Source organism: Aromatoleum aromaticum EbN1 (assembly GCF_000025965.1).
Classification (GTDB): Bacteria; Pseudomonadota; Gammaproteobacteria; order Burkholderiales; family Rhodocyclaceae; genus Aromatoleum; species Aromatoleum aromaticum.
In genome coordinates this window covers 1899148-1920026 of record NC_006513.1, presented here as the reverse complement: position 1 = coordinate 1920026, position 20879 = coordinate 1899148, and the positions used below count along the sequence as shown (strand labels likewise).

General features: G+C 62.2%; 20 protein-coding genes, 2 pseudogenes and 1 riboswitch. Of the genes and pseudogenes, 10 read left to right on the top strand and 12 right to left on the bottom strand.

The features are described 5' to 3' along the window. Positions 1 to 7: 7 nt before the first annotated feature. Positions 8 to 325 (bottom strand): hypothetical protein, encoded by a 318-nt coding sequence (locus EBN1_RS09045; RefSeq protein WP_157866600.1) that lies wholly within the window; start codon positions 323 to 325, stop codon positions 8 to 10. Between EBN1_RS09045 and EBN1_RS09040 the strand changes: the two genes are divergently transcribed. After that, positions 324 to 1835 (top strand): HD-GYP domain-containing protein, encoded by a 1512-nt coding sequence (locus EBN1_RS09040; RefSeq protein WP_241762835.1) that lies wholly within the window; start codon positions 324 to 326, stop codon positions 1833 to 1835. The two genes, EBN1_RS09045 and EBN1_RS09040, sit on opposite strands and share 2 nt — an antisense overlap. 87 nt (positions 1836 to 1922) lie before the next feature. Here the strand turns inward: EBN1_RS09040 and EBN1_RS09035 are convergent, their stop codons facing one another. Next, complete coding sequence (locus tag EBN1_RS09035; protein ID WP_241762834.1) at positions 1923 to 2438, bottom strand: cytochrome b/b6 domain-containing protein; 516 nt, start codon at positions 2436 to 2438, stop codon at positions 1923 to 1925. Between the two features lie 29 nt (positions 2439 to 2467). Next, positions 2468 to 2740 (bottom strand): PepSY domain-containing protein, encoded by a 273-nt coding sequence (locus EBN1_RS09030; protein WP_011237645.1) that lies wholly within the window; start codon positions 2738 to 2740, stop codon positions 2468 to 2470. 271 nt (positions 2741 to 3011) lie between these two features. On the opposite strand from EBN1_RS09030, the gene EBN1_RS09025 reads away from it, so the two are divergent. Beyond that, the gene (locus tag EBN1_RS09025) at positions 3012 to 3308 is read left to right on the top strand and encodes a PepSY domain-containing protein (RefSeq protein WP_041646083.1); all 297 of its coding nucleotides are present in this window, start codon (positions 3012 to 3014) and stop codon (positions 3306 to 3308) included. A 280-nt stretch (positions 3309 to 3588) separates the two neighbouring features. Here the strand turns inward: EBN1_RS09025 and EBN1_RS09020 are convergent, their stop codons facing one another. The 3 genes from EBN1_RS09020 to EBN1_RS09010 form a co-directional block, all read right to left on the bottom strand. Then, positions 3589 to 4665, bottom strand: coding sequence for a cytochrome-c peroxidase (locus tag EBN1_RS09020; RefSeq protein ID WP_011237643.1), 1077 nt, complete (start codon positions 4663 to 4665; stop codon positions 3589 to 3591). Positions 4666 to 4971: 306 nt separating this feature from the next. Next, positions 4972 to 5448 carry a hypothetical protein gene (locus tag EBN1_RS09015; RefSeq protein WP_011237642.1) on the bottom strand — a complete coding sequence of 159 codons (477 nt, stop codon included), beginning with the start codon at positions 5446 to 5448 and terminating at the stop codon, positions 4972 to 4974. 535 nt (positions 5449 to 5983) lie between these two features. Further along, the gene (locus EBN1_RS09010; RefSeq protein ID WP_011236702.1) at positions 5984 to 7021 is read right to left on the bottom strand and encodes an IS5-like element ISAzo11 family transposase; all 1038 of its coding nucleotides are present in this window, start codon (positions 7019 to 7021) and stop codon (positions 5984 to 5986) included. 101 nt (positions 7022 to 7122) lie between these two features. Between EBN1_RS09010 and EBN1_RS22905 the strand changes: the two are divergent. Beyond that, positions 7123 to 7431 (top strand): annotated as a pseudogene (locus EBN1_RS22905) (HD-GYP domain-containing protein); the annotation flags it as partial. Here EBN1_RS22905 and EBN1_RS09005 read toward each other — a convergent pair. Then, entirely contained in the window at positions 7397 to 7681 is a 285-nt protein-coding gene (locus EBN1_RS09005) for a PepSY domain-containing protein (RefSeq protein WP_241762833.1), read from the bottom strand. The pseudogene EBN1_RS22905 and the gene EBN1_RS09005 sit on opposite strands and share 35 nt — an antisense overlap. A gap of 439 nt (positions 7682 to 8120) precedes the next feature. Here EBN1_RS09005 and EBN1_RS09000 point away from each other — a divergent pair, with 439 nt between their 5' ends. From EBN1_RS09000 to EBN1_RS08985, 4 genes are all read left to right on the top strand, one after another. Further along, on the top strand, positions 8121 to 8444 hold the full coding sequence (locus EBN1_RS09000; RefSeq protein ID WP_197531860.1) for a PepSY domain-containing protein: 324 nt from the start codon (positions 8121 to 8123) through the stop codon (positions 8442 to 8444). Between the two features lie 140 nt (positions 8445 to 8584). Next, on the top strand, positions 8585 to 9058 hold the full coding sequence (locus EBN1_RS08995; RefSeq protein WP_011237636.1) for a DUF2271 domain-containing protein: 474 nt from the start codon (positions 8585 to 8587) through the stop codon (positions 9056 to 9058). A 30-nt stretch (positions 9059 to 9088) separates the two neighbouring features. Next, on the top strand, positions 9089 to 11314 hold the full coding sequence (locus EBN1_RS08990; RefSeq protein ID WP_011237635.1) for a PepSY domain-containing protein: 2226 nt from the start codon (positions 9089 to 9091) through the stop codon (positions 11312 to 11314). Between the two features lie 55 nt (positions 11315 to 11369). After that, positions 11370 to 12284: an FAD:protein FMN transferase gene (locus EBN1_RS08985; RefSeq protein WP_083782953.1), complete on the top strand. Its 915-nt coding sequence runs from the start codon at positions 11370 to 11372 to the stop codon at positions 12282 to 12284. A 1-nt stretch (position 12285) separates the two neighbouring features. Here EBN1_RS08985 and EBN1_RS08980 read toward each other — a convergent pair. Both EBN1_RS08980 and EBN1_RS08975 read right to left on the bottom strand, forming a co-directional pair. Then, positions 12286 to 12500 (bottom strand): annotated as a pseudogene (locus tag EBN1_RS08980) (hypothetical protein); the annotation flags it as partial. A 29-nt stretch (positions 12501 to 12529) separates the two neighbouring features. Then, positions 12530 to 13027 carry a hypothetical protein gene (locus EBN1_RS08975; RefSeq protein ID WP_049780235.1) on the bottom strand — a complete coding sequence of 166 codons (498 nt, stop codon included), beginning with the start codon at positions 13025 to 13027 and terminating at the stop codon, positions 12530 to 12532. 323 nt (positions 13028 to 13350) lie between these two features. Here EBN1_RS08975 and EBN1_RS08970 point away from each other — a divergent pair, with 323 nt between their 5' ends. Both EBN1_RS08970 and EBN1_RS08965 read left to right on the top strand, forming a co-directional pair. Further along, a complete protein-coding gene (locus EBN1_RS08970; protein WP_011237631.1) occupies positions 13351 to 13641 on the top strand; it encodes a PepSY domain-containing protein in 291 nt (96 codons plus the stop codon). Positions 13642 to 13729: 88 nt separating this feature from the next. Next, positions 13730 to 15049, top strand: a complete 1320-nt coding sequence (locus EBN1_RS08965) for a ferredoxin reductase family protein (protein WP_011237630.1) — start codon at positions 13730 to 13732, stop codon at positions 15047 to 15049. 121 nt (positions 15050 to 15170) lie between these two features. Here the strand turns inward: EBN1_RS08965 and metH are convergent, their stop codons facing one another. Further along, positions 15171 to 18935, bottom strand: coding sequence for a methionine synthase (gene metH / locus EBN1_RS08960; RefSeq protein ID WP_011237629.1), 3765 nt, complete (start codon positions 18933 to 18935; stop codon positions 15171 to 15173). An 88-nt stretch (positions 18936 to 19023) separates the two neighbouring features. Further along, a riboswitch (S-adenosyl-L-homocysteine riboswitch) is annotated at positions 19024 to 19105 on the bottom strand. Positions 19106 to 19242: 137 nt separating this feature from the next. On the opposite strand from metH, the gene EBN1_RS08955 reads away from it, so the two are divergent. After that, positions 19243 to 19677, top strand: coding sequence for a DUF4399 domain-containing protein (locus EBN1_RS08955; protein ID WP_049780233.1), 435 nt, complete (start codon positions 19243 to 19245; stop codon positions 19675 to 19677). A 92-nt stretch (positions 19678 to 19769) separates the two neighbouring features. Here EBN1_RS08955 and bamE (EBN1_RS08950) read toward each other — a convergent pair whose 3' ends face one another. Further along, positions 19770 to 20354 carry an outer membrane protein assembly factor BamE domain-containing protein gene (bamE, locus tag EBN1_RS08950; protein WP_011237626.1) on the bottom strand — a complete coding sequence of 195 codons (585 nt, stop codon included), beginning with the start codon at positions 20352 to 20354 and terminating at the stop codon, positions 19770 to 19772. After that, on the bottom strand, positions 20355 to 20846 hold the full coding sequence (bamE, locus tag EBN1_RS08945) for an outer membrane protein assembly factor BamE domain-containing protein (protein WP_011237625.1): 492 nt from the start codon (positions 20844 to 20846) through the stop codon (positions 20355 to 20357). Positions 20847 to 20879 lie beyond the last annotated feature (33 nt).

Sequence of the window (20879 nt, the reverse complement as noted above, 5' to 3'; positions counted from 1 at the left end):
TCGTCAGTTACCGCTTACGGATATTCAGCATGCCTTGCTCGAGCGCCGTGTCAGTTTGCCATTTGACCTCGGCTTGCGTCGGCGGTACTTGGTCGTTTGCAGCGACTGCTCCGGTGGTTACACCGGCAATCCCGGTCAGCGCGAGCGCGCAGGCGATGGCCAGTTTTCTTGCAGATTTCGCGTTCATTTCCTGTCTCCTTTCGGTTTTCACTGCCAAGGCCGTCCCGCAATTCGGGCCAGCCTCGAAGCGGCCTGGGATGAAACGGGGGAGCCGGCGACCGCAAACCGACTCCTCGTTCTTGCCTTTACGGACCTTCGAGTTCATGACGTTCTCCAGTTACCGTGGAATCAGGTTTGAACGTTACGCGGGTCGAGCTGAATGCAAAATGAACGGTGAGCACCGCTGCGTGCGCAGCCTTCATGCGTCGTCGCGCGCTGCGGCGAGCCGCGATCCAATAAGCCGCACGTGGGGAAGTCGGCAAGAATTCAGGACGACACGCAGCGCTCGAAAAACCGGGATCTTTTGGCCAGTACCGTCTCCGGTCGGGCTACGTGTAGTCACTCGTTGGGAGCAGCACATGAACTCGTTCAACAAGCGAACCGCGGTACGGATTGCGGTCGTCAGCGCGCTGCTTGCTGCGCTGGTCAGTCCGGTCGCGTGGTTCGTCGCGTATAAAGGTGCCGAGGACGGAACGGTATGGCTGGCAATCGACGAGTCACGCCGCCTTCTGCATCATTTCGGCGCTATTACGCTGACCGGCCCGGAGGCTGGCGACAACGCCCGCAAGGCCGCGAGTGCTCTTGCCGGGGGACTGTTCGACATCGCCGAAATCTATGACCGGCAAGGAGTAAAGCTCGCCCAGGCAATGACCGAGGAGGGCGAAGCGGTTGAAGAACAGCTGCCCTCGCACGTACGTCCCGCTTACCGTGCCGGTTTTCATGAGAGCTTCAGACTTGAAGACAGGCGTTGGGTGTTGCGAGTTTTTGTCCCGCTGCAAGGAACCGTCGACGCGGATCGGATCACGGGATACTTCGAAGGTGTTCGCGTCATCCCGACGTGGCAGCGCGAGCAGATGCGTGCGAATGCGCTCAGCGCTGCCCTGATGGTCGGATTCGCCTCGCTGTTGTGCGGCACCGCAATCTATCCCGTTGTCGTACGTCTGTCGGCCGACAATGAGCGCAAGGCCCGCGAAATCCTTGATTCGCACCTGTCGATGATGGAAGCGCTCGGGCGTGCCGTCGCGATGCGGGATTCCGATACCGGCGCCCACAATTTTCGCGTTGCGTGGCTTGCTGCGCGCATCGGCGAACGCCTCGGCCTGCGCGGCAGGACGATGCAGTCGTTGATCGTTGGCAGTTTTCTGCACGACGTCGGCAAGATCAGCATTCCCGATGCGATTCTGCTCAAACCGGGCAAGCTCGACGCCGAAGAGAGCAAAATCATGCATACGCACGTCGCGCATGGCGAGGAAATTGTGTCCGGCATCGGGTGGCTCGAGGACGCGAATGCGGTGGTCGCGGCCCATCACGAAAAGTGGGACGGCTCGGGTTACCCGCGCAAACTGTCGGGCGACGGAATCCCGCTTGCCGCGCGCATATTTGCCGTGGCGGACGTCTTCGATGCACTCAGCTCGAAACGACCCTACAAAGAGCCGATGGGCCTCGAGACAACGATGTCGATCCTGGAGGCGGACACCGGGAGCCATTTCGACCCGCGTGTGATGGCTGCCTTCCGCCCGATTGCCCGCGAAGTGTTCAACCGCCTAGGCCAGTGTAACGAGGAGGATGTCCGGCGATTGCTGGAAGAGCGGGTTCGGTTTCATTTCGGCATTTAATGCCGGAAGCAAGAAAAACCCACAGTCCGCCAGAACTGCGACCGCGTTCTTTCGCTTGGCACTCCCGGCCCGCCCGCAGGGTCCGCGCTATCGGCGCTTGTAGCCCGTCAGCATCGACAGGATGAGGTTTTCCCGGTGGCGAACACTTTCGAAGATCGCCGCGGCGACGTGGAGCGCAATCGCGCCGAGCGTCAGATCGACTGCGGTGACGTGCACCTCCTCGAGAATTTCACTTCCCCACCCCCAGTCGGTCGTCATCAGCCAGCCGGTGGTGCCGATCGTTGCCACCATCGCCATCAGAAACACGATCATCACCGCAGCTGCCGGATTGTGGCCCAGATGACGCGGCTCGCGCCCGCGCGCAAGCTGACCGACATAGTCGACCAGGGTCGCCGGCCGTGGCACGAAGTCGGCGAAGCGCGCGTGCGGACTGCCGACGAACCCCCACACGACGCGGAATGCGACCAATGCGAGCGCGAGGTATCCCGCCCACTGGTGAGGAGACTCGGCGTCCTCGGACGTGAGATAGGCGGCAGTCAACGAAGCGACCAATCCCCAGTGAAAAATGCGCACCGGGCGATCCCAGACTCTGACCTTTCCCATGGACATCGCGGCCTCCTCTGGTATCGCGCTCAGCCGCGCTTCTCTTTGACCACGCTGCCGTCGATCGGACTGAAGTAGATCTCGACCTTCTTGCCGTCCTGGTCCTTGCCGTAGATTTCGTAGCAGTTGCCGTCCGTCGTCTTGAACTTATCGACGGTATAGCCTTGTTCGGCGATCTTCTGTTTCATCGCTTCCTCGGACATCCAGTCCGATTTCGGCATGTCGGTGCACTGCGGCCCGGCGAAGGCAACGGCGCTCAGCGTCAGGCCGGCGACGGCAAGCAAGGCATTAAGGCTTCTCATTTGGATTCTCCAAGTTGGTTTGCATGCCCAATCGGCACAGGACGCATTCTGTCGCACCGAACCTGAACCGCTGCTTAACGAGCGCGGTGAAACGAGCCGTGTCGTGGTATCCGGATATGTCAGTGTCCATCCTGGACAGCAGGGTCGCACTTGCCCGTGAATTGTGAGCCCCCTGTCATCACGCCGCGATTGCGTTGCTCGTTCAGCTTTTATTCATCTCCGTTTCCACAGAATGCGTTCCATGCCATCCCGGCATGAAAGGAGAACAGCCATGAAACTTCATCATCTCATCGTCGCCGCTTCCAGCGTGCTGATGGGCACCGCCGCTTTCGCCGGCCCGGCCTGCACCGAAACCCCGGAAAGCAGCTGGATGCCGCAAACGACCATGCTCCGGAAGCTCGTCGACGCCGGCTACACGCTCGAGCGCTTCCAAGTCACCAAGGGGAATTGCTACGAGCTATATGGCATGGACAAGGACGGCAACAAGGTCGAGATCTACCACAACCCGGTCGACGGCAGTGTCGTCGAGTCGAAGACGAAGACGAAGACGAAGACGAAGAAGTCTTGAGCCAAGGCCGGTACGTTCTACCGGCCCACTGCTGCCGGTCGTCGCTTCTGCAGAGGGAGCATTTGAGAGGCCGCTTCGGCCGGAAACCTGGCGGCCGACCTACGCGTAAAACTCGGCCGAACGTGACACTCGAACCGCTATGCCTCCCCGACTGCTCCCGACCGAGGCCCTTGGTCAGGAAGTGGGTTGCGCCCATCCACGCCTTGAGTGTGCCGAGTCCGTTCGTGTTTCAGCCAGACGTCGGTTCACACCAAGACCCGACCGTCACGCCCGTCACGTATCAGTGGCTCAGGGGCGTGGTCTTGAGGTGCGGGTCCACAGCGGGCACGATGCTGACTCCCACCGTTAGCGGAAGACGCGGCATGGTCTGCGCGGGAAAACTCCCGCCAAGACTTGTCAGGAAGGCGACTACATCCTTGACTTGCGCGGGGGTTACGTCCTTGTTCAGCTGTGTCTTCGCCATCACCACCACTGCTTCCTCGAGCGTCTCCACCTTGCCGTTGTGGAGATAGGGTGCCGTCAGCGCAATATTGCGCAATGTAGGCACGCGCCACAGATGTCTGTCCGACTCCTGCTTGGTGACTGCGTGGCGTCCGGTATCCAATAACAAGTCATACTGATCGTCATACTTGCTGCCGGCAAAGGTCGGAAATTTCATGAAAAAACCCTGACCGGCTTGCAACGACGGGCCGCTGAAGTTCGGGCCGGAATGACAGGCGGTGCAGCCCAGCTCTGCGAACGTTTGCATGCCGCGGGCCTGTTGTTCGGTAAATGCCGATTTATCGCCCTTGACGTAACGATCATAAGGCGTGTCCGGAGTGATCAAAGTGCGCTCGTATGACGCGATCGCCTTCGCCAGGTTATCCATATTGATGGGGTCCGGCGAGCCAGGAAAGGCTGCTTTGAACAATGGAAGATACCCCGGAATGCTTTTCAAGCGCTCCATCACGACCTCGGCGCTGCCCATACCCATTTCGATGGGATTGGTGATGGGTCCCTTGGCCTGCGCTTCCAGCGAGTCCGCGCGACCATCCCAAAACTGCGCCGATTGGAACGCTGCATTCCAGACAGTGGGCGCGCTGCGTCCGCCGCGGGCATCGTGCATGCCGATCGAGTTCGGCCGATTGTCATCCCCGCTCCCCATCACGTTGTGGCAGGAGTTGCACGAAAGCGTGCCGTGCTCGGACAGGCGCGGATCGAAAAACAGAACCTTGCCGAGTTCAACCTTTTGTTCGGTTTGCGGGTTGTCGGCTGGAATTGGTGGTTGTGCGGGCAGAGGCTCCCATTGCTGAGCCTCCGCGGATGCCGTTACACCGATCATCCCGACGAATAAGAGCGATTGAATGGCCTGCTTCATAGTTGATCTCCCGAAGACGCAGAGAATGTCCAGCAGTTGCATTAGTGACGAGCGATTCACACGGGCAACGATTTTAGCGGGGGGCGAAAATTTGCTCTGCATACCTGAATTAAGCATATCTCGGGTGGGTTTGCTACGAATGCGTCTCCATACAGAAGTCATGGCCGAGAAAAGCCTTAAATTTCTTAGGGGATAGCTCAGATGTAATCGTTTGCAAAATCCGGCGGTTGATAGATGCGCAGGGCAATTCCCCATGATCGTTGCCTTGACGGTGAGGCCCGCCCTGCCCGGCACCGACGGCAGCCCTCAAGGCACGACCTTGATCGGCGTCCAGCCGGCGTGACCGAATTGGCGACCGTATTTATCGAGGGCAGCGATGATGTAACTGACGCCATGGGTGCGCTGGTTCTCGGCCGTCCTCGCGGTGACCCGGTCGATGCCGCTCGATAATTCCTCCAGAAGGTCGTGCAATACGGCATCTGCCGAAGGCTCGAGTTTGCAGTTTTTCACAATGTATGCGACCTGCGTTTCGATCGTCTGGCCCAGGGCATTGTAGTGTTCGTCGCCGAATTGGTTTGCCCGAATCTGCGGGAGACTCTGTTCCACGACTGCCCGGATATTCAGCATGCCTTGCTCGAGCGCGGTGTCAGTTTGCCATTTGACCTCGGCTTGCGTCGGCGGTACTTGATCGTTTGCAGCGACTGCTCCGGTGGTTACACCGGCAATCCCGGTCAGCGCGAGCGCGCAGGCGATGGCCAGTTTTCTTGCAGATTTCGCGTTCATTTCCTGTCTCCTTTCTGTTGTCACTGAAGGCCGTCCCGCAATTCGGGTCAGCCTCGAAGCGGCCTGGGATGAAACGGGGGAGCCGGCGACCGCAAACCGACTCCCCGTTCTTGCCTTTACGGGACCTTCGAGTTCATGACGTTCTCCAGTTACCGTGGAATCAGGTTTGAACGTTACGCTGCTCACGCTGAACGCCAAATGAACGGTGAGCACCGCTGCGTGCGCAGCCTTCATGCGTCGTCGCGCGCTGCGGCGAGCCGCGATCCAATAAGCCGCACGTGGGGAAGTCGGCAAGAATTCAAGACGACACGCAGCGCTCGAAAAACCGGGATCTTTTGGCCAGTACCGTCTCCGGTCGGGCTACGTGTAGGGCACCTCGAATAACCCGAGGTCTTCAATGAATCCTGCCGCGCATCTATGACCGCGAGCGAATCCGGTCCAATTTCTCTGATGAATCACCGCTTTTTCCCGGCGGTGTCGCCCCGTTTTCGCTTCGAATCGCCTGAGGCAGCGGCGATTCGACCCATTTCGGGCGTCAGAAGGCCTCGATTCCGGCCTTCCTGAAATAGACCAGCCGCTTCAAGTTGTAGCAGGCCGCCATCATCGTCATCGCAAAGTTCGCCCGCTCCTGACCGATGGTACGCAGCAGCTTGCCACCCATCTGCTCGATGGCCCCGAATACGTGCTCGACCCGCGCGCGCGTCTTGGCGATGCGTTTGTTGCGCCGTTGCTGGCACTCGGACAGCGGCTTGTTGCGCTTGCCCTTGCGCTGGATCCGATTCCGAAACCCGTTCTCCTTCAGCCAGGCTTCACGCTGCTCGGACGGGTAGCCCCGGTCGGCATAAACATCGCGGCTCGTGTTGCGCGTGTCGAAGACGTTGTCGAAGTGCTGGCTGTCGTGCGTGCTGGCCGTGTCGGTCTCGAGTCTGCGGATGATCTTGTATTTCTTGTCTGCGTTGATCGAGAGCTTGTAGCCGAAGTGGCTCTTGCCGTGCTTCTTCGTCCAGGTCGCATCGAGATCCTTCTGGCGCCGCTTCGCCGGGCGCCACGAGGCGGGCATTGCGCCTTGCTCGATCAGTTCCTTCTCGCCGCGCCTGTTGTGCTGCTTGGGCGCCGGCACCAAGGTGGCGTCGATGATCTGACCGCCGCGCGCGATGAAGCCCTTCTGGAGCAGCTGCGCCGAGACCCCGTCGAACAAGGCCTTCGCCCCCGCCTCACCGATCCGGTTCTCGAAGGTCCACACCGTGGTGCGGTCCGGGACGTTCGTCGCGTTCGCCAGGCCGCAGAAGCGCTTGTAGCTCATGCGGTCGAGCAACTGGTATTCCATCTGCTCGTCCGAGAGGTTGTACAGGCGCTTCACCACCAGGATGCGCACCATCGTCTCGGTCGGGTACGGCGGGCGCCCGCCTTGCGCACTCACCGGACGGGGCGCCACCCGATCAACCTCGGCCGCCAACGCCGCAAAGTCGATGTGCGACTCGATCTCGGCCAGCGGGTCGCCCAGCGCGTCGATCTTCTGTCGGTGGGCATCAAAGGCAAACAGGTCGGTCTTGATGGCGCTGCGCGGTTTCATCGATGTCGGCTGTGGCGAGATTCAGGAGGATGTAATTTTACCAAGAGCGGGAGAGGCGAGGTTTTTCGAGGCGCCCTGTAGTCACTCGTTGGGAGCAGCACATGAACTCGTTCAACAAGCGAACCGCTGCGAGGAGCCGCCGACGCGGATCGGATCACGGGATACTTCGAAGGTGTTCGCATCGTCCCCACGTGGCAGCGCGAGCAGATGCGCGCGAATGCGTCCAGCGCCGCCCTGATGGTCGGGTTCGCCTCGCTGTTGTGCGGCACCGCAATCACGAAAAGTGGGACGGCTCGGGTTACCCGCGCAAACCGGCGGGCGGCGAAATCCCGCTTGCCGCCCGCATATTTGCCGTGGCGGACGTCTTCGATGCGCTCAGCTCGAGACGCCCCTACAAAGAGCCGATGGGCTTCGAGACCACGATGTCGATCCTGGCGGCGGATACCGGGAGCCAGTTCGATGCGCGTGTGATGGCTGCCTTCCGCCCGATTGCCCGTCCTTGTCCTTGCCGTAGATTTCGTAGCAGTTGCCGTCCGTCGTCTTGAACTTGTCGACGGTATAGCCCTGTTCGGCGATCTTCTGTTTCATCGCCTCCTCGGGCATCCAGTCCGATTTCGGCTTGTCGGTGCACTGCGGACGGGCAAGGGCAACGGCGCTCAACCTCAGGCCGGCTGCGGGGCTTGAACAACGTGCGCAACGAATGGACCCTGGTGGGCCTCACGTAGAACTTCAAGCGCATGGCCGTATTGCGTCCCCAGCGAGAAAAAAGGACACGCGCATTGCGATTTGGCGCAGAAAACAGCTGATTGGAGCCTGAAACGCCCATCGTCTCTCACATTGTGAAATCAACCCCACGGTCTCACTCGTGGGGTTCAAGTCCGGCAGGCTGCTAGGGTGGTACTACCTTCGTGCCTTCGACGGGGCTTCTTTTTCGTTCAGCTTCTGTTCAGATCGACTTCCTCACAATCCGTTTTATGCTATACCGCATGAGTCCGAACCGAGGAGACCGCCATGAATGCTCCCGTCTCGTGATCTCGGTTTCAGCTTTGCTGATCGATCGCGTGTAGTGTGCCTCGCATCCGGGGAGAGGAGAAACGTCGTGAAACCTTCAATGCTCACGGGCGTCGTGCTAGTCAGCATACTTGTAAGCGGCACTGTATTAGCTGATAACGATTGCACTGACCCGGTGAGCGAGTGGAAGCCGCGTGAAGCATTGCGGCAACAACTCGAGCAGCGGGGCTGGACGGTGCAGCGCATCAAAGTCGACGACGGATGTTACGAGGTCAGAGGTCTCGACCGCCGCGGAAACAAGTTCAGAGGCAAGTACTCGCCTGCCTCGCTACGTATCCGCCAACTTGAAATCCAGTTCGCCGACGGTGGTGAGGCGTCCGACTATCTTGATCAAGACCCGAAAACGAAATGACCATCCTGCGTTGGCGAAGGCGGTCTTTCGTTCGCGCGCAGGCCGGTTGAAACGTCCGTACGCCTTGTACTTCATCTCGGCGCTGCCGTACTGAGTCGTAGAGCCAATGGGCAGTGGTTGGCACAAAACCGGAGATTCACATGAAAAAGATCGCTGCATCACTCTGTCTCGCGACGAGTTGCATCGCATTACCTGGCCTCGCCGAGGCGCGCCCAGTGACCCTGACGACCCAGCTGAAAAGTTATGGCGGCGAGGCAGCTTTTCTGGCGGTTTATGTCACCGACGCGAAGGGCCAGTATAAGAAGACGCTTTGGGTCGCGGGCAAGAAGGCGAAGTACTACAAGAATCTGCGTGACTGGGCGCGTGGAAGCGGCTTGAAAACAGCAGAGTTGGACGGCGTGACCGGTGCCAGCGTCGGAAGCGGCAAAACGCTGAAAGTGACCGTTGAACTTGCTGATGCGCTGATCGACGCAGGCTACGAGATACGCGTAGACAGCGCGGTCGAAGACCAGCGCGATAACCCGGCTGAGGTGCGCGTGCCGCTGACTACGGCGGGTGCGGGGAAGCCTTCGGCGGGGCGGGGTTATATCGAATCATTTCAATACGACATGTGACCGTTTCACCCAGAGAGGAAACACTCGCCCGTGTTACGTCAGCTTCATTCACTCTCTGGCCTGATCGCGACTTTGTTGCTGGTGGTGCTGGCCCTCAGCGGCACAGTCCTGTCACTTGATCCGGCGCTGGAACGACTCGGTGCAACCGTGCCTGCCGACGGCCGTATCAGCGTGGCAACGCTTGCAGGTCGGGTAGCGCAGCATTATGCCACGGTCGAACAAATCGAACGCAAATCCTCCGGCTCGATCATCGTGTATTACACACAGAATGGTCAGCCGGGAGTCGATCGAGTCGATCCGCTAAGCGGGCGGGGAATCGCGCCGTATGCACCCTCGACATTCTCGCGCTGGGTCAAAGACCTTCACCGCTCTTTGCTTGCGGACACGCCAGGCCGGGCGGTCGTCGGCATTACTGCCTTGACGATGCTCGTGTTATGCATTTCAGGCGCGGTGCTACTCGCGAGGCGGGTGGGGGGATGGCGGCATATCGGACGTCCGTTGCACGGCGGCTTGACTCAGCGATGGCACGCGCAAGTCGGACGCATCGCGGTGCTCGGGCTACTCTTGTCTGCTCTGACCGGTATCTATATGTCGGCCGTGACGTTCGGCTTCATATCGGACGGCATGCAGAGCGAAGCGGATTTTCCGCAGGAGAAGGTGGGCGGGCCTGCGGCACCGATCACCGCGCTACCGGCCCTGTTGGCGACCGATCTGAATGATTTGCGCGAGCTCGTATACCCCAATCCGAACGATCCTTCGGATGTTTATTCCTTGCAGACCGCGCAGGGCGAAGCTTATGTCGACCAGGCGAGCGGGGCGCTCTTATCCTACCGCGCCCATGACAACGTTCGCCGCACCTATGAGCTGATCTACCAACTGCATACGGGTGAAGGTCTTTGGTGGCTCGGTTTGCTCCTGGGACTATGCGCGCTGAGTGTGCCGCTGATGAGCGCGACCGGTGCGTTGACTTGGTGGCAGCGGCGGCAGTCGAAGCCGCGAATTGCCCACAATAGTGGAGCGCAGTCGGCCGACACAATCGTTCTGGTCGGCAGCGAAAACAACAGCACCTGGGGCTTTGCAAATGTGCTGCACGAGGCCTTGAGGCAGGCCGGTCTCCGTGTACATACGGCGCCGATGAATCAACTGGCGTCGGAGTATCGCTCTGCCGAACGGCTTTTCATCCTTACGTCGACTTATGGTGACGGTGACGCCCCGAGTTCAGCGAATCAGTTTCTCACGCGGCTGGCGAAGGCGAAGGTCAATCCGAAACTGGGCTTCGTCGTGCTGGGTTTCGGTGACCGACAGTTTCCCCAGTTCTGCAAGTTTGCCAAGGATACCGAAGCTGCGCTGGTCGCCCGCGGCTGGCGACCGTTACTTGCGCTCGAGACGATCGATCGGCAATCGACTCAGGCATTCGCTCGCTGGGGTAATAAGCTCGGCCGGTTGATCGGTCGGGAACTGACCTTACTGCATACGCCGAAGCGCCCGCGGACGGATTCCTTTCAGCTGGTTGAGCGAATCGACTACGGCGAACAGGTCGATGCGCCAACCAGCATACTGCGCTTCACTGCAGTCGCCCGAAGCGACACCATGGGCCGACTGATCGGCTTGTTCGGAGGTAACCGCTTGCCGTATTTCGAAGCGGGCGATCTGGTCGGCATTTTGCCTCCTGGCAGTCCCATACCACGGTTCTATTCGCTTGCCACTGGGTCGAGTGACGGCGTTCTGGAAATCTGCGTGCGCAGACATCCCGAAGGCTTATGTTCCCGATTTCTTCACGGTTTAAAAGTGGGCGACCGCATCGATGGTTTTATTCAGCTTCATCCGGACTTTCGTCCCGCGTCCGGTAAAGCTCCGGTGATTCTTATCGGTGCGGGTACCGGAATCGGGCCATTGGCCGGGTTCATCCGCCACAACGAAGGCAAACACCCGATGTATCTCTATTGGGGCGGGCGCGACCCGGCCTCCGATTTTCTCTATGAGCCCGAACTTAATCAGTATTTGGCGGATGGCCGGCTGACCCAGCTGCATGCCGCTTTTTCGCGAGTTCAGGACGGGGCTTATGTCCAGGAACGGATTGTTGATGACGCCACGCAAATGCGCCAACTGATCGAAAGCGGAGCACAGGTGCTCGTCTGTGGAAGTCGTGCGATGGCGAACAGCATCATCAAGGTGCTGGACGAAATTCTGGCACCCCTTAATCTGGATGTGAGCACGCTGAAAATGCAGGGACGCTTCCGTGAAGATGTCTTCTGAAAGACAGGATCCCTGTTCCATTGGCTTGCAACGCTATAATTTTAGCGGAGCGACCATGGGCACGCGATATAGCGCTGTTTTTTTTGCCGAAGCGGGACGCGACGAATCAGCCCTTGCCGCACGTTTGTTTGCGGCAGTCAACAAGGTGGACCAACAGATGTCCACCTGGAAACCCGACTCCGACCTGAGCCGCCTTAACGCGAGCCCGCTGCAGCAATGGGTTGAGGTACCTGAAGAACTCGTTGCCGTGCTCGCGACTTCCCTGGGCGTGAGCCGGCAGTCTCATGGCGCGTTTGATATCGGTGTCGGGGCACTGGTCAACGCCTGGGGTTTCGGTCCCGGCACGCCCCAACCGGATGCACACCAGATCAGCATGCTGAAGAAACAAGCGTATCAACCCGCATGCAACGTGGTGGACATCGATGACGCGAATAACCGGGTGCGCAAGCGAGCGGCCATCACGCTGGATCTTTCGGGAATTGCCAAAGGCTTCGGCGTGGACGAGATGGCCCGCTGTCTCGACAGCTTCGGGATCACGAGTTATCTCGTCGGTATTGATGGCGAAATGCGGGCGCGCGGCCTGAAGCCCGATGGGCGAGCGTGGGCAATCGCTGTGGAAAAGCCTGTTCGAGGTGTACGTGAAGCGATGGGGGTGATGGAATTCACCGATGCCGCCATCGCAACCTCAGGGGATTACCGTCACTGGGTCCAGATTGCAGACACGTACTATGCCCACACCATGAACCCTTCGCTTGGGAGCCCTTCGCGTACCCGGGTCGCGGCAGTCACTGTAGTGGCGACAACCTGCATGCTCGCCGATGCGTGGGCCACCGCACTGCTGGTGCTCGGCGAAGATGCGGGGGCTCAACTCGCACAGGAAAGAAATATGAATGTTTTGTTCGTGCTGCGTGATGGCGAAGGATTTCAGGAGATCTCCATTGTCGACGGGCAGCGCGAATTGCAGGTTTAGATCATACACAACCCATCGCCTCCGGGTTTCGTAGCACCTGTATGGTGGTCGCCACATCCATGACACGCTGCAAACTGAGCCAGATCGTCTTCACGCCGGGCTCGCCGTCGCCCTTTCGCGCGACGCCCTCGTCGGGGGCGAGATCCTGCGCATTGGTCACGAGCAGGAGCTTGCCGTCCATGAGTTCGGCCAGTCCGCGACCGTCTCGTCGATCTCACACCCATGATGGCGCCGCCTCTCTGTCCCTACCTCGGGGAGACTTCGCGTGGTTCATCGAGTCTTTGCCAGCCGGGATGGTCGAATAGATCTCCGTAGAGATTCAGCGCCTGGACGACCCGCAGCAGTCCAAGCCGTTGCGCTGCGACGGGTCGCCCTTTCCTCATCAACTCCGCGCCGTCGGCGATCTCGACAAGGATCATGTGGAGGTGACGACCGGACACGTCCGGGGTCGTGCAACAGGCGATCAATTGAGTGGTTCGCGCGGCCAAGGTCCCGCCAAGGTCCGCAAGACGCTCTTCCGCGATCCCGCCATCCGCTCCTTGGGTGACGTTTGCATCGATGGCCGCATGGAGACCGTCCATTGCCTGGCGCACCGCGGCGTCCGTACGCCAACGTTGGCTCGTGCCTTCAGGCTGCACCGCCCCGTCGTAGCTCGAGCCCTCCCGCAAGGCGGCGGGCGCTACAGGTGCCACGATCAGTGCGATCGCGGCCGCGGCAGCGATGGCAACAACACTCGAGGTCATGGCGTCTCCTGGCTGGGTGGAATCGGTTCCCCACGCTACGCCGCCTTTGCTGAACAGGGGATGAATTGCGCCCGCGGCGGCTCCATCATCAGTCGTCAGTCGCGCGTGCATGACGCGTGTACGAGGAGGAGCGGTCTGCATCGTTGGAAATTCAGCGCGCAAATAGGATGGCACGGCAGTCCGGCCTTACGTGCGCCGGGATTTCTTCTCCAGTACAGATTTCGTTCCCCGCCGATTTTCACGTCGCGCGCCGTTCAGCATTGATTCATGTCTGTTTCCACAGAATGCGTTCCATGCCATCCCGGCATGAAAGGAGAACAGCCATGAAACTTCATCATCTCATCGTCGCCGCTTCCAGCGTGCTGATGGGCACCGCCGCTTTCGCCGGCCCGACCTGCACCGAAACCCCAGAAAGCAGCTGGATGCCGCAAACGACCATGCTCCGGAAGCTCGTCGACGCCGGCTACACGCTCGAGCGCTTCCAAGTCACCAAGGGGAATTGCTACGAGCTATACGGCACGGACAAGGACGGCAACAAGGTCGAGATCTACCACAACCCGGTCGACGGCAGTGTCGTCGAGTCGAAGACGAAGACGAAGACGAAGAAGTCTTGAGCCAAGGCCATGTACGGTCTGAGCTCCATCCATCACCTGAGCTGAGCGCTCGGGTCGCCAGCCATCCCCCACCCGCCGGAGAACGCGCATGATTCCTACACTGACTGCATTAATCGCCATTGTTGCCGGCGTCTGGGGCTGGGACCTTGCCGTGAACGGGGCGGGCTCGGGATCAATGCCCTGGGTCGTCTACGAACAGGGGCTCTACCTGAGCGGTCTGCTCGCGATTGCAATGATGTCGCTGGCGATGGTGATGGCGACGCGACCGCCCGGAGTCGAGCGCCTGCTCGGGGGCATGGACCGCGCTTACCGACTGCACAAGTGGGCGGGCATTCTGGCCGCCGGCTTCGCCTCGTTGCATTGGCTGCTGGAGATGTCCGACGACCTGATCGAGGAGCGGTACGGTGAAGCCGGCCGCACATCCGACGAGAACGTCTCGGGCGTGCTCGATACGCTCCGGGATACCGGGGAGGAGCTCGGCGAGTTCGCGATCTACCTCGTCCTCGCGATGATCGTCCTGGCGCTGTGGAAGCGCTTTCCATACAAATTCTGGCGACACATTCACCGCGCGATGCCGGTGCTGTACCTGATGCTCGCCTTCCATGCCGCCGTGCTGGCGCCGACGGCTTACTGGAGCGAGCCCGCCGGATTGCTGCTTGCAGGGGCGTTGTCGGCCGGCACGCTTGCCGCCGTCTGGTCCCTGGCTGGCCGCATCGGTCGCGGTCGGCAAGCGCATGGCGTCGTGACCGCGGTGGCATCGCCCGCCCCGGATGTGACCGAAGTCGTTTGTCGCCTCGACGGGAATTGGCGCGGCCACCACGCGGGGCAGTTCGCATTCGTGACTTTCAATCGCATCGAGGGCGCGCATCCCTTCACGATCGCCAGCGCCGACCAGGGCGACCATAGCGTGGGGTTCCAGATCAAGGCGCTGGGCGACTACACGCGTGAGCTCTCGCGCCGCATCGCGGTCGGGCAGGCCGTCACCGTCGAAGGTCCGTATGGGCGCTTCGAGCTGGCGCGTCAGGACCGCAAGGCGAGGCAGATCTGGGTCGCCGGGGGAATCGGCATCACGCCCTTCCTCGCCTGGCTGGACGCGCTTCGGGCAAATCCCGCCGCAGCGCCGGTCGCCGACCTGCACTACTGCACTCGCGCCGGCTCGGACGATCCTTTCGTCGGGCGACTGGAAACGCTGTGCCGAGACCTGCCGTCAGTCACGCTGCATGTTCACGATACCGCTCGGCATGGCGTCCTGACGGCGGAGAGGCTGGCGACCTTGCACGACTGCCGGCAGCGCGCCGAAGTGTGGTTCTGCGGCCCGCGGGCGTTTGCCGAGCAGCTTCGCAACGGCCTCGCGCGGGCCTGGCTCGGCCACTTGCGCTTCCATCAGGAAGCATTCGACATGCGCTGAAGCGCGCGAAGTGGCTCGCCGACCACGGACCGCTTCGCGCTTCGGTCGAAGCGAGCAGCGTGGGCGACCCACGCGCTCGTTCAGCGCGCGAGCCCGCTGTCGCCCGGCCTGCCGGCGATCCTCACAGCAACGGCGCGAGCCACCGCGCGGCCTCGTCCACAGCCATCCCGGTGCGCTCCGCCCAGTCCTCGAGCTGGTCGCGGCCGATCTTCGAGATCGCGAAGTAGCGCGCCTGCGGGTGGGAGAAGTAGAAGCCACTGACCGACGCAGCCGGGCTCATCGCGCACGACTCGGTGAGCGTCATGCCGGTGTTGCGGGGGACGTCGAGGAGTTCGAACAGGCCGCGCTTCGCGGTGTGGTCGGGGCAGGCGGGGTAGCCGGGCGCAGGTCGGATGCCGCGGTACTGCTCGCGGATCAGCGCTTCGCCGCCGAGGGCTTCGTCGGCGGCGAAGCCCCAGTGTTCCTTGCGCACGCGCTCGTGCAGCCATTCGGCGCAGGCTTCGGCGAGGCGGTCGGCGAGGCTTTTGAGCATGATCGCGCGGTAGTCGTCGTGCGCTTCGTGGAATTCGGCGAGTTTCTGCTCGATGCCGAGGCCGGCAGTGACGGCGAACGCGCCGGCGTAGTCCGCGACGCCCGAGTCCTTCGGCGCGACGAAGTCGGCAAGGCAGTAATGCGGCTTGTCGGCCGGCCGCTCGTGCTGCTGGCGCAGGCCGTGCCACACCATCAGCGCGGCCGAGCGCGTCTCGTCGCCGTAGAACGCGATGTCGTCGCCGTCGCTGTTGGCCGGGAACAGGCCGAACACCGCCCGAGCGCGCAGCCAGCTCTCTGCAACGATGTCTTCGAGCATCGCGCGCCCGTCCGCGAAGACATTGCGCGCGGCCTCGCCGACGATCTCGTCGTCGAGGATTTTCGGGAAGCTCCCCGACAGGTCCCAGGTCTGGAAGAACGGCCCCCAGTCGATGTAATCGACGAGCGACGCGAGCGGCACGTCGACGGCGTGAACACCAAAGACAGTGGGCTTCGGCGGCACGTAGCCTTTCGCCGCGGCTGCGGTCCGCCCCCCGTTTTCCCCGATCTCCTCGCCTGCGACCGGCGCGACCGGCGCCCAATCAGTGCGGAACGCGTTCGCGCGCGCCGCTTCCAGGCTCACGAGCTGCACGCCTTTCTTGTTCGCGTGCTGCGCACGGATCTTGTCGTAATCGGCGACGACCTGGGCCTTGAATTCGTCGGCGCCGCCTTCGGAGAGCAGCGCGGTGACGACGCCGACCGCGCGCGACGCGTCGGGTACGTAGACGACCGGGCCGGTGTAGTGCGGCGCGATCTTGATCGCGGTGTGCGCGCGGCTCGTCGTCGCGCCGCCAATCAATAACGGCATCGGCTTGCCGTCGGCGAAGCCCTGACGTTGCATTTCGGCGGCGACATGGCCCATTTCCTCGAGCGACGGAGTGATCAGGCCGGAGACGCCGACCGCCTGCGCGCCGTGTTCGCGCGCGGCGTTGAGGATCTTCTCGGCCGGCACCATCACGCCGAGGTCGATGACCTCGTAGCCGTTGCAGCCAAGCACGACGCCGACGATGTTCTTGCCGATGTCGTGCACGTCACCTTTCACCGTCGCGACGACGATGCGGCCTTTCGACGTCGCGCCGGTGCGCAGCTTCTCGGCCTCGATGTACGGGATCAAGTGCGCGACCGCCTGCTTCATCACGCGCGCGGACTTGACGACCTGCGGCAGGAACATCTTGCCGGCGCCGAAAAGGTCGCCGACGACGTTCATGCCGGCCATCAGTGGCCCTTCGATGACCGACAACGGCGGCTTTCCCGCAGCCTCGAGCTTCGCGCGCACTTCCTCGGTGTCGGCGACGACGAAGTCGGTGATGCCTTTCACCAACGCGTGCGACAGCCGCTCCTCGACCGACAGCGCGCGCCACGAGAGATCCGGCCCGGCGTTCTTCGCGCGGCCTTCCTTGACGCTCTGCGCAAGCTCGACGAGCGCTTCGCCGGCACCCGGCTTGCGATTGAGCACCACGTCCTCGACCTTGTCGCGCAGCACCGGGTCGAGGTCGTCATAGACGCCCAACTGCCCGGCATTGACGATGCCCATCGACAGGCCGGCCCGGATCGCGTGGAACAGGAACACCGTGTGGATGGCCTCCCTCACCGCGTCGTTGCCGCGGAAGCTGAAAGATACGTTCGACACGCCGCCCGACGTCTTGGCAAAAGGCAGGTTCGCCTTGATCCACGCAACCGCATTGATGAAATCGACCGCGTAGTTGTCGTGCTCCTCGATGCCGGTCGCGATCGCGAAGATGTTCGGGTCGAAGATGATGTCCTCCGGCGGGAAGCCCATGCCCGTCAGAAGTTCGTAGGCCCGGGTGCAGATGCCCGTCTTGCGTTCGTAAGTGTCGGCCTGGCCCTTCTCGTCGAAGGCCATCACGATCACCGCTGCGCCGTACTGCCGGCACAGCCGCGCCTGGCGCAGGAACTCGGCTTCGCCTTCCTTCATCGAGATCGAGTTGACGACGCCCTTGCCCTGGATGCACTTCAGACCCGCCTCGATGACGCTCCACTTCGACGAGTCGAGCATGATCGGCACGCGCGAGATGTCCGGCTCGGACGCGATGAGCTTGCAGAACCGCTCCATCGCCGCCTGCGAATCGAGCATCGCCTCGTCCATGTTGATGTCGATGACCTGGGCGCCGTTTTCGACCTGCTGGCGCGCCACTGCGAGCGCGTCGTCGAAGCGGCCTTCGAGGATCATCCGCGCGAACGCTTTCGAGCCGGTGACGTTGGTGCGCTCGCCGACGTTCACGAACAGGCTGTCGGCGCCGACGTTGAACGGTTCGAGGCCCGACAGGCGCAGCTTCTTCTCGATGTCCGGCCCTTGGCGTGGCGCGAGGTTGGCGACGACCTGCGCGATCGCCGCGATATGCTCGGGCGTCGTGCCACAGCACCCGCCGACGATGTTGACGAGGCCGGCTTCGGCCCACTCGCGGATCGCCGTCGCGAGCGCTTCGGGCGTCTCGTCGTAGCCGGTCGGCGACAGCGGATTCGGCAGACCGGCATTCGGGTGCGCCGAGACGTGGGTGTCGCAAACGGTCGACAACTCCTCGACGTACTGGCGCAGCTCCTTTGCGCCGAGCGCGCAGTTCAGGCCGAACGAGATCGGCTGCGCGTGCGCGAGCGAATTCCAGAACGCTTCCGCAGTCTGGCCCGACAGCGTGCGACCGGACGCGTCGGTGATCGTGCCGGAGATCATCACCGGCACGCGGCGCCCCAGTTCGGCGAACAGCTTCTCGACCGCGAATACCGCCGCCTTCGCGTTCAGCGTATCGAAGATCGTCTCGATCAGCAGCAGGTCCGCACCGCCTTCGAGCAGTCCGCGCGCCGAGTCGAAATAGTCGTCGACGAGCGCGTCGAACGTGACGTTGCGAAAGCCCGGATCATTGACGTCGGGCGAAATCGACAGCGTTCGCGATGTCGGTCCGAGCACGCCGGCGCAAAAGCGCGGCTTGTCCGGATTCTTCGCCGTGTATTCGTCGCACAGTTCGCGCACGAGGCGGCTGCCTGCGACGTTGATCTCGTACGCGCAGTCGGCCAGGCCGTATTCGGCCTGTGACACGCGCGTGCCGTTGAAAGTGTTCGTCTCGATGATGTCCGCGCCGGCGTCGAGATAGGCGCGGTGGATGCCCGCGACAACGTCGGGCCGGGTCAGCACCAGCAGGTCGTTGTTGCCTTTCAGGTCCTTCGGGTGATCTCGGAACCTTTCGCCGCGGTAATCCGGCTCGCCGAGCTTGTGCTGCTGGATCATCGTGCCCATCGCGCCGTCGAGGATCAGGATGCGCTGGGCGAGGAGAGTGCGGAGTTCTTCGGTGCGGTCGGCTTGCATGGGGAGTACCTCGCTCGTGCGGTTCAGGCACCGGGCAGAGGCCGCAACAAGCGCGCAAAAGCAAACGGCGCGGCAAACCCCGGTGGATGGTTTGCGAGCGCCGTTGTTCGGTTGCTGAGCCTGGCCCCGGCAGTCACAGCCCGTCGCGGGTCGCAGCGCTCCTCAGCAAGGGATGAATCTTAGGGAATTTGCCGGCCAATGCCAAGGCGTGATCGTCTGCCGCGGACGCGATGCGCTGGTGCCCAGCAAACGCTCCGTGGAGCAACTAGGATGAAATCCCCTGCAGACGAACCGCCGGAGAACCGCCATGAAAAGAATTCTTTCCCTTGCCATTCTTGCCGCTGCCACAACGCTGTCGCCGCTTGCGGCGGCGGCCGATCGCGCTTATTTCATCGCGCCCGCCGACGGTGCAGCGGTGCCCGAGGAATTCACGGTGAAGATGGGCGTCGAGGGCATGCGCGTGCAGCCTGCGGGCCAGCCCGCCGAAGGCACCGGGCATCATCACCTCATCGTCGATGGCAAGCCGGTCGAAGCCGGCAAACCAGTGCCGACCGATGCCACGCACCTGCATTTCGGCAAGGGCCAGACGGAAACCACGCTCAAGCTCCCACCCGGAAAGCACACGCTGACGCTCCAGTTCGCCGACGGCCTCCACCAGTCGTACGGACCCGGACTCAGCGATACGATCAGCGTCCACGTGAATAGTCCCCTGGCCGACACGCCACCAGTGCTCGAACCGTAGGAGGCGGGGTGGCGACGGACCGCCGGCGCGGTGCAAAAAGCATCAGCCGGTGGTCCGGCTGCCCGGTCCGCCCGCGGCCACGGTCCGCTGCCTCACCACGGATGCCACGGGTAGCCGTGCCAGCCGAAGCCCCAGTAGGGCGACCGGTACGAAAACGGATAGCCGTACGGGTAGCGATAGGAATACGGGTACCAAGGGCCGGACACTATGCCGTCGCGGGGATAAACGTAAGTGCGGCTCGTGCGCACGACCTTGCCGTCGATGAAATGCACGTTGAACAGCGTCGCGACGCCGGGACCGTCGTTGTAGACATTCCAGTCCCACACCTCTTCGCCGCTGAGCTTGAACACCTGCACCGAGCGGTGCGTGCCGAGCAGGCGCGACACTTCGTCCTGCGTCATGCCCGGCTTGACCCGGGCGAGATTCTCGTCGGAGAGCGCGTCGTACTGGTCGATCACGACGCCGCTCGCGTCGACGGTCACCATCAGCGCGCGATGGCCATACGGCTGCGTCGAGTATTCCAGCGTCGTCGTGCCGTCGCCGTTGTCCCAGCGCCGCGTCGGTTCGCCGTGCACGGCGAACGCCTCGGCTTCGGTCGTCAGTGGGCGCGGTGGGGCGAAGGCCGCGCAGCCGGAGAGGATCAGCAGCGCGAGCAGCGCGAGGATGCGGGATGCCATTCAGCCTCCTCGATATTCGGTGTTCCGGCTCGTCTTCGCGACGCGCCCGTCGCTGTTGAAATGCACCGTGAAGAATGTCGTATCGCTCGAAGGCGGTGGCGGCTCGATGCGCCAGTTCCACACGGTCTCCTTGCTCAGCTCGAAGTACTGGCGCGACGCCGGCTTGCCCAGCACGCGGCGCACTTCGTTGCCGGTCATGCCACGTTGGATGCGCGCGAAGCCCGTTTCGTTCAACACCTGGTCGACGCTGCGCAGCACGTTGTCGGGGCCGATCGTGATCATGTAGCACTTCGTGCCCTCGGGCTGGCGCGAGTATTCCCACGTCACCGAGCCGTCGTCGTTCTGCCACTCCATGCCGGGAGGGCCGAAGCGGTCGCGCACATCCATCGCCGTGGACACGCCGGGCTTGAGTTCCTGCAAGTTGAAATAATCGCACGCGGGCAGGCCGATCGCCGCGAGCACGCTGCACAGGAGCAGTAAAAAGCGCTTCATGGACTGGTTTCTCCCCGATGCCGGACGGCTCCG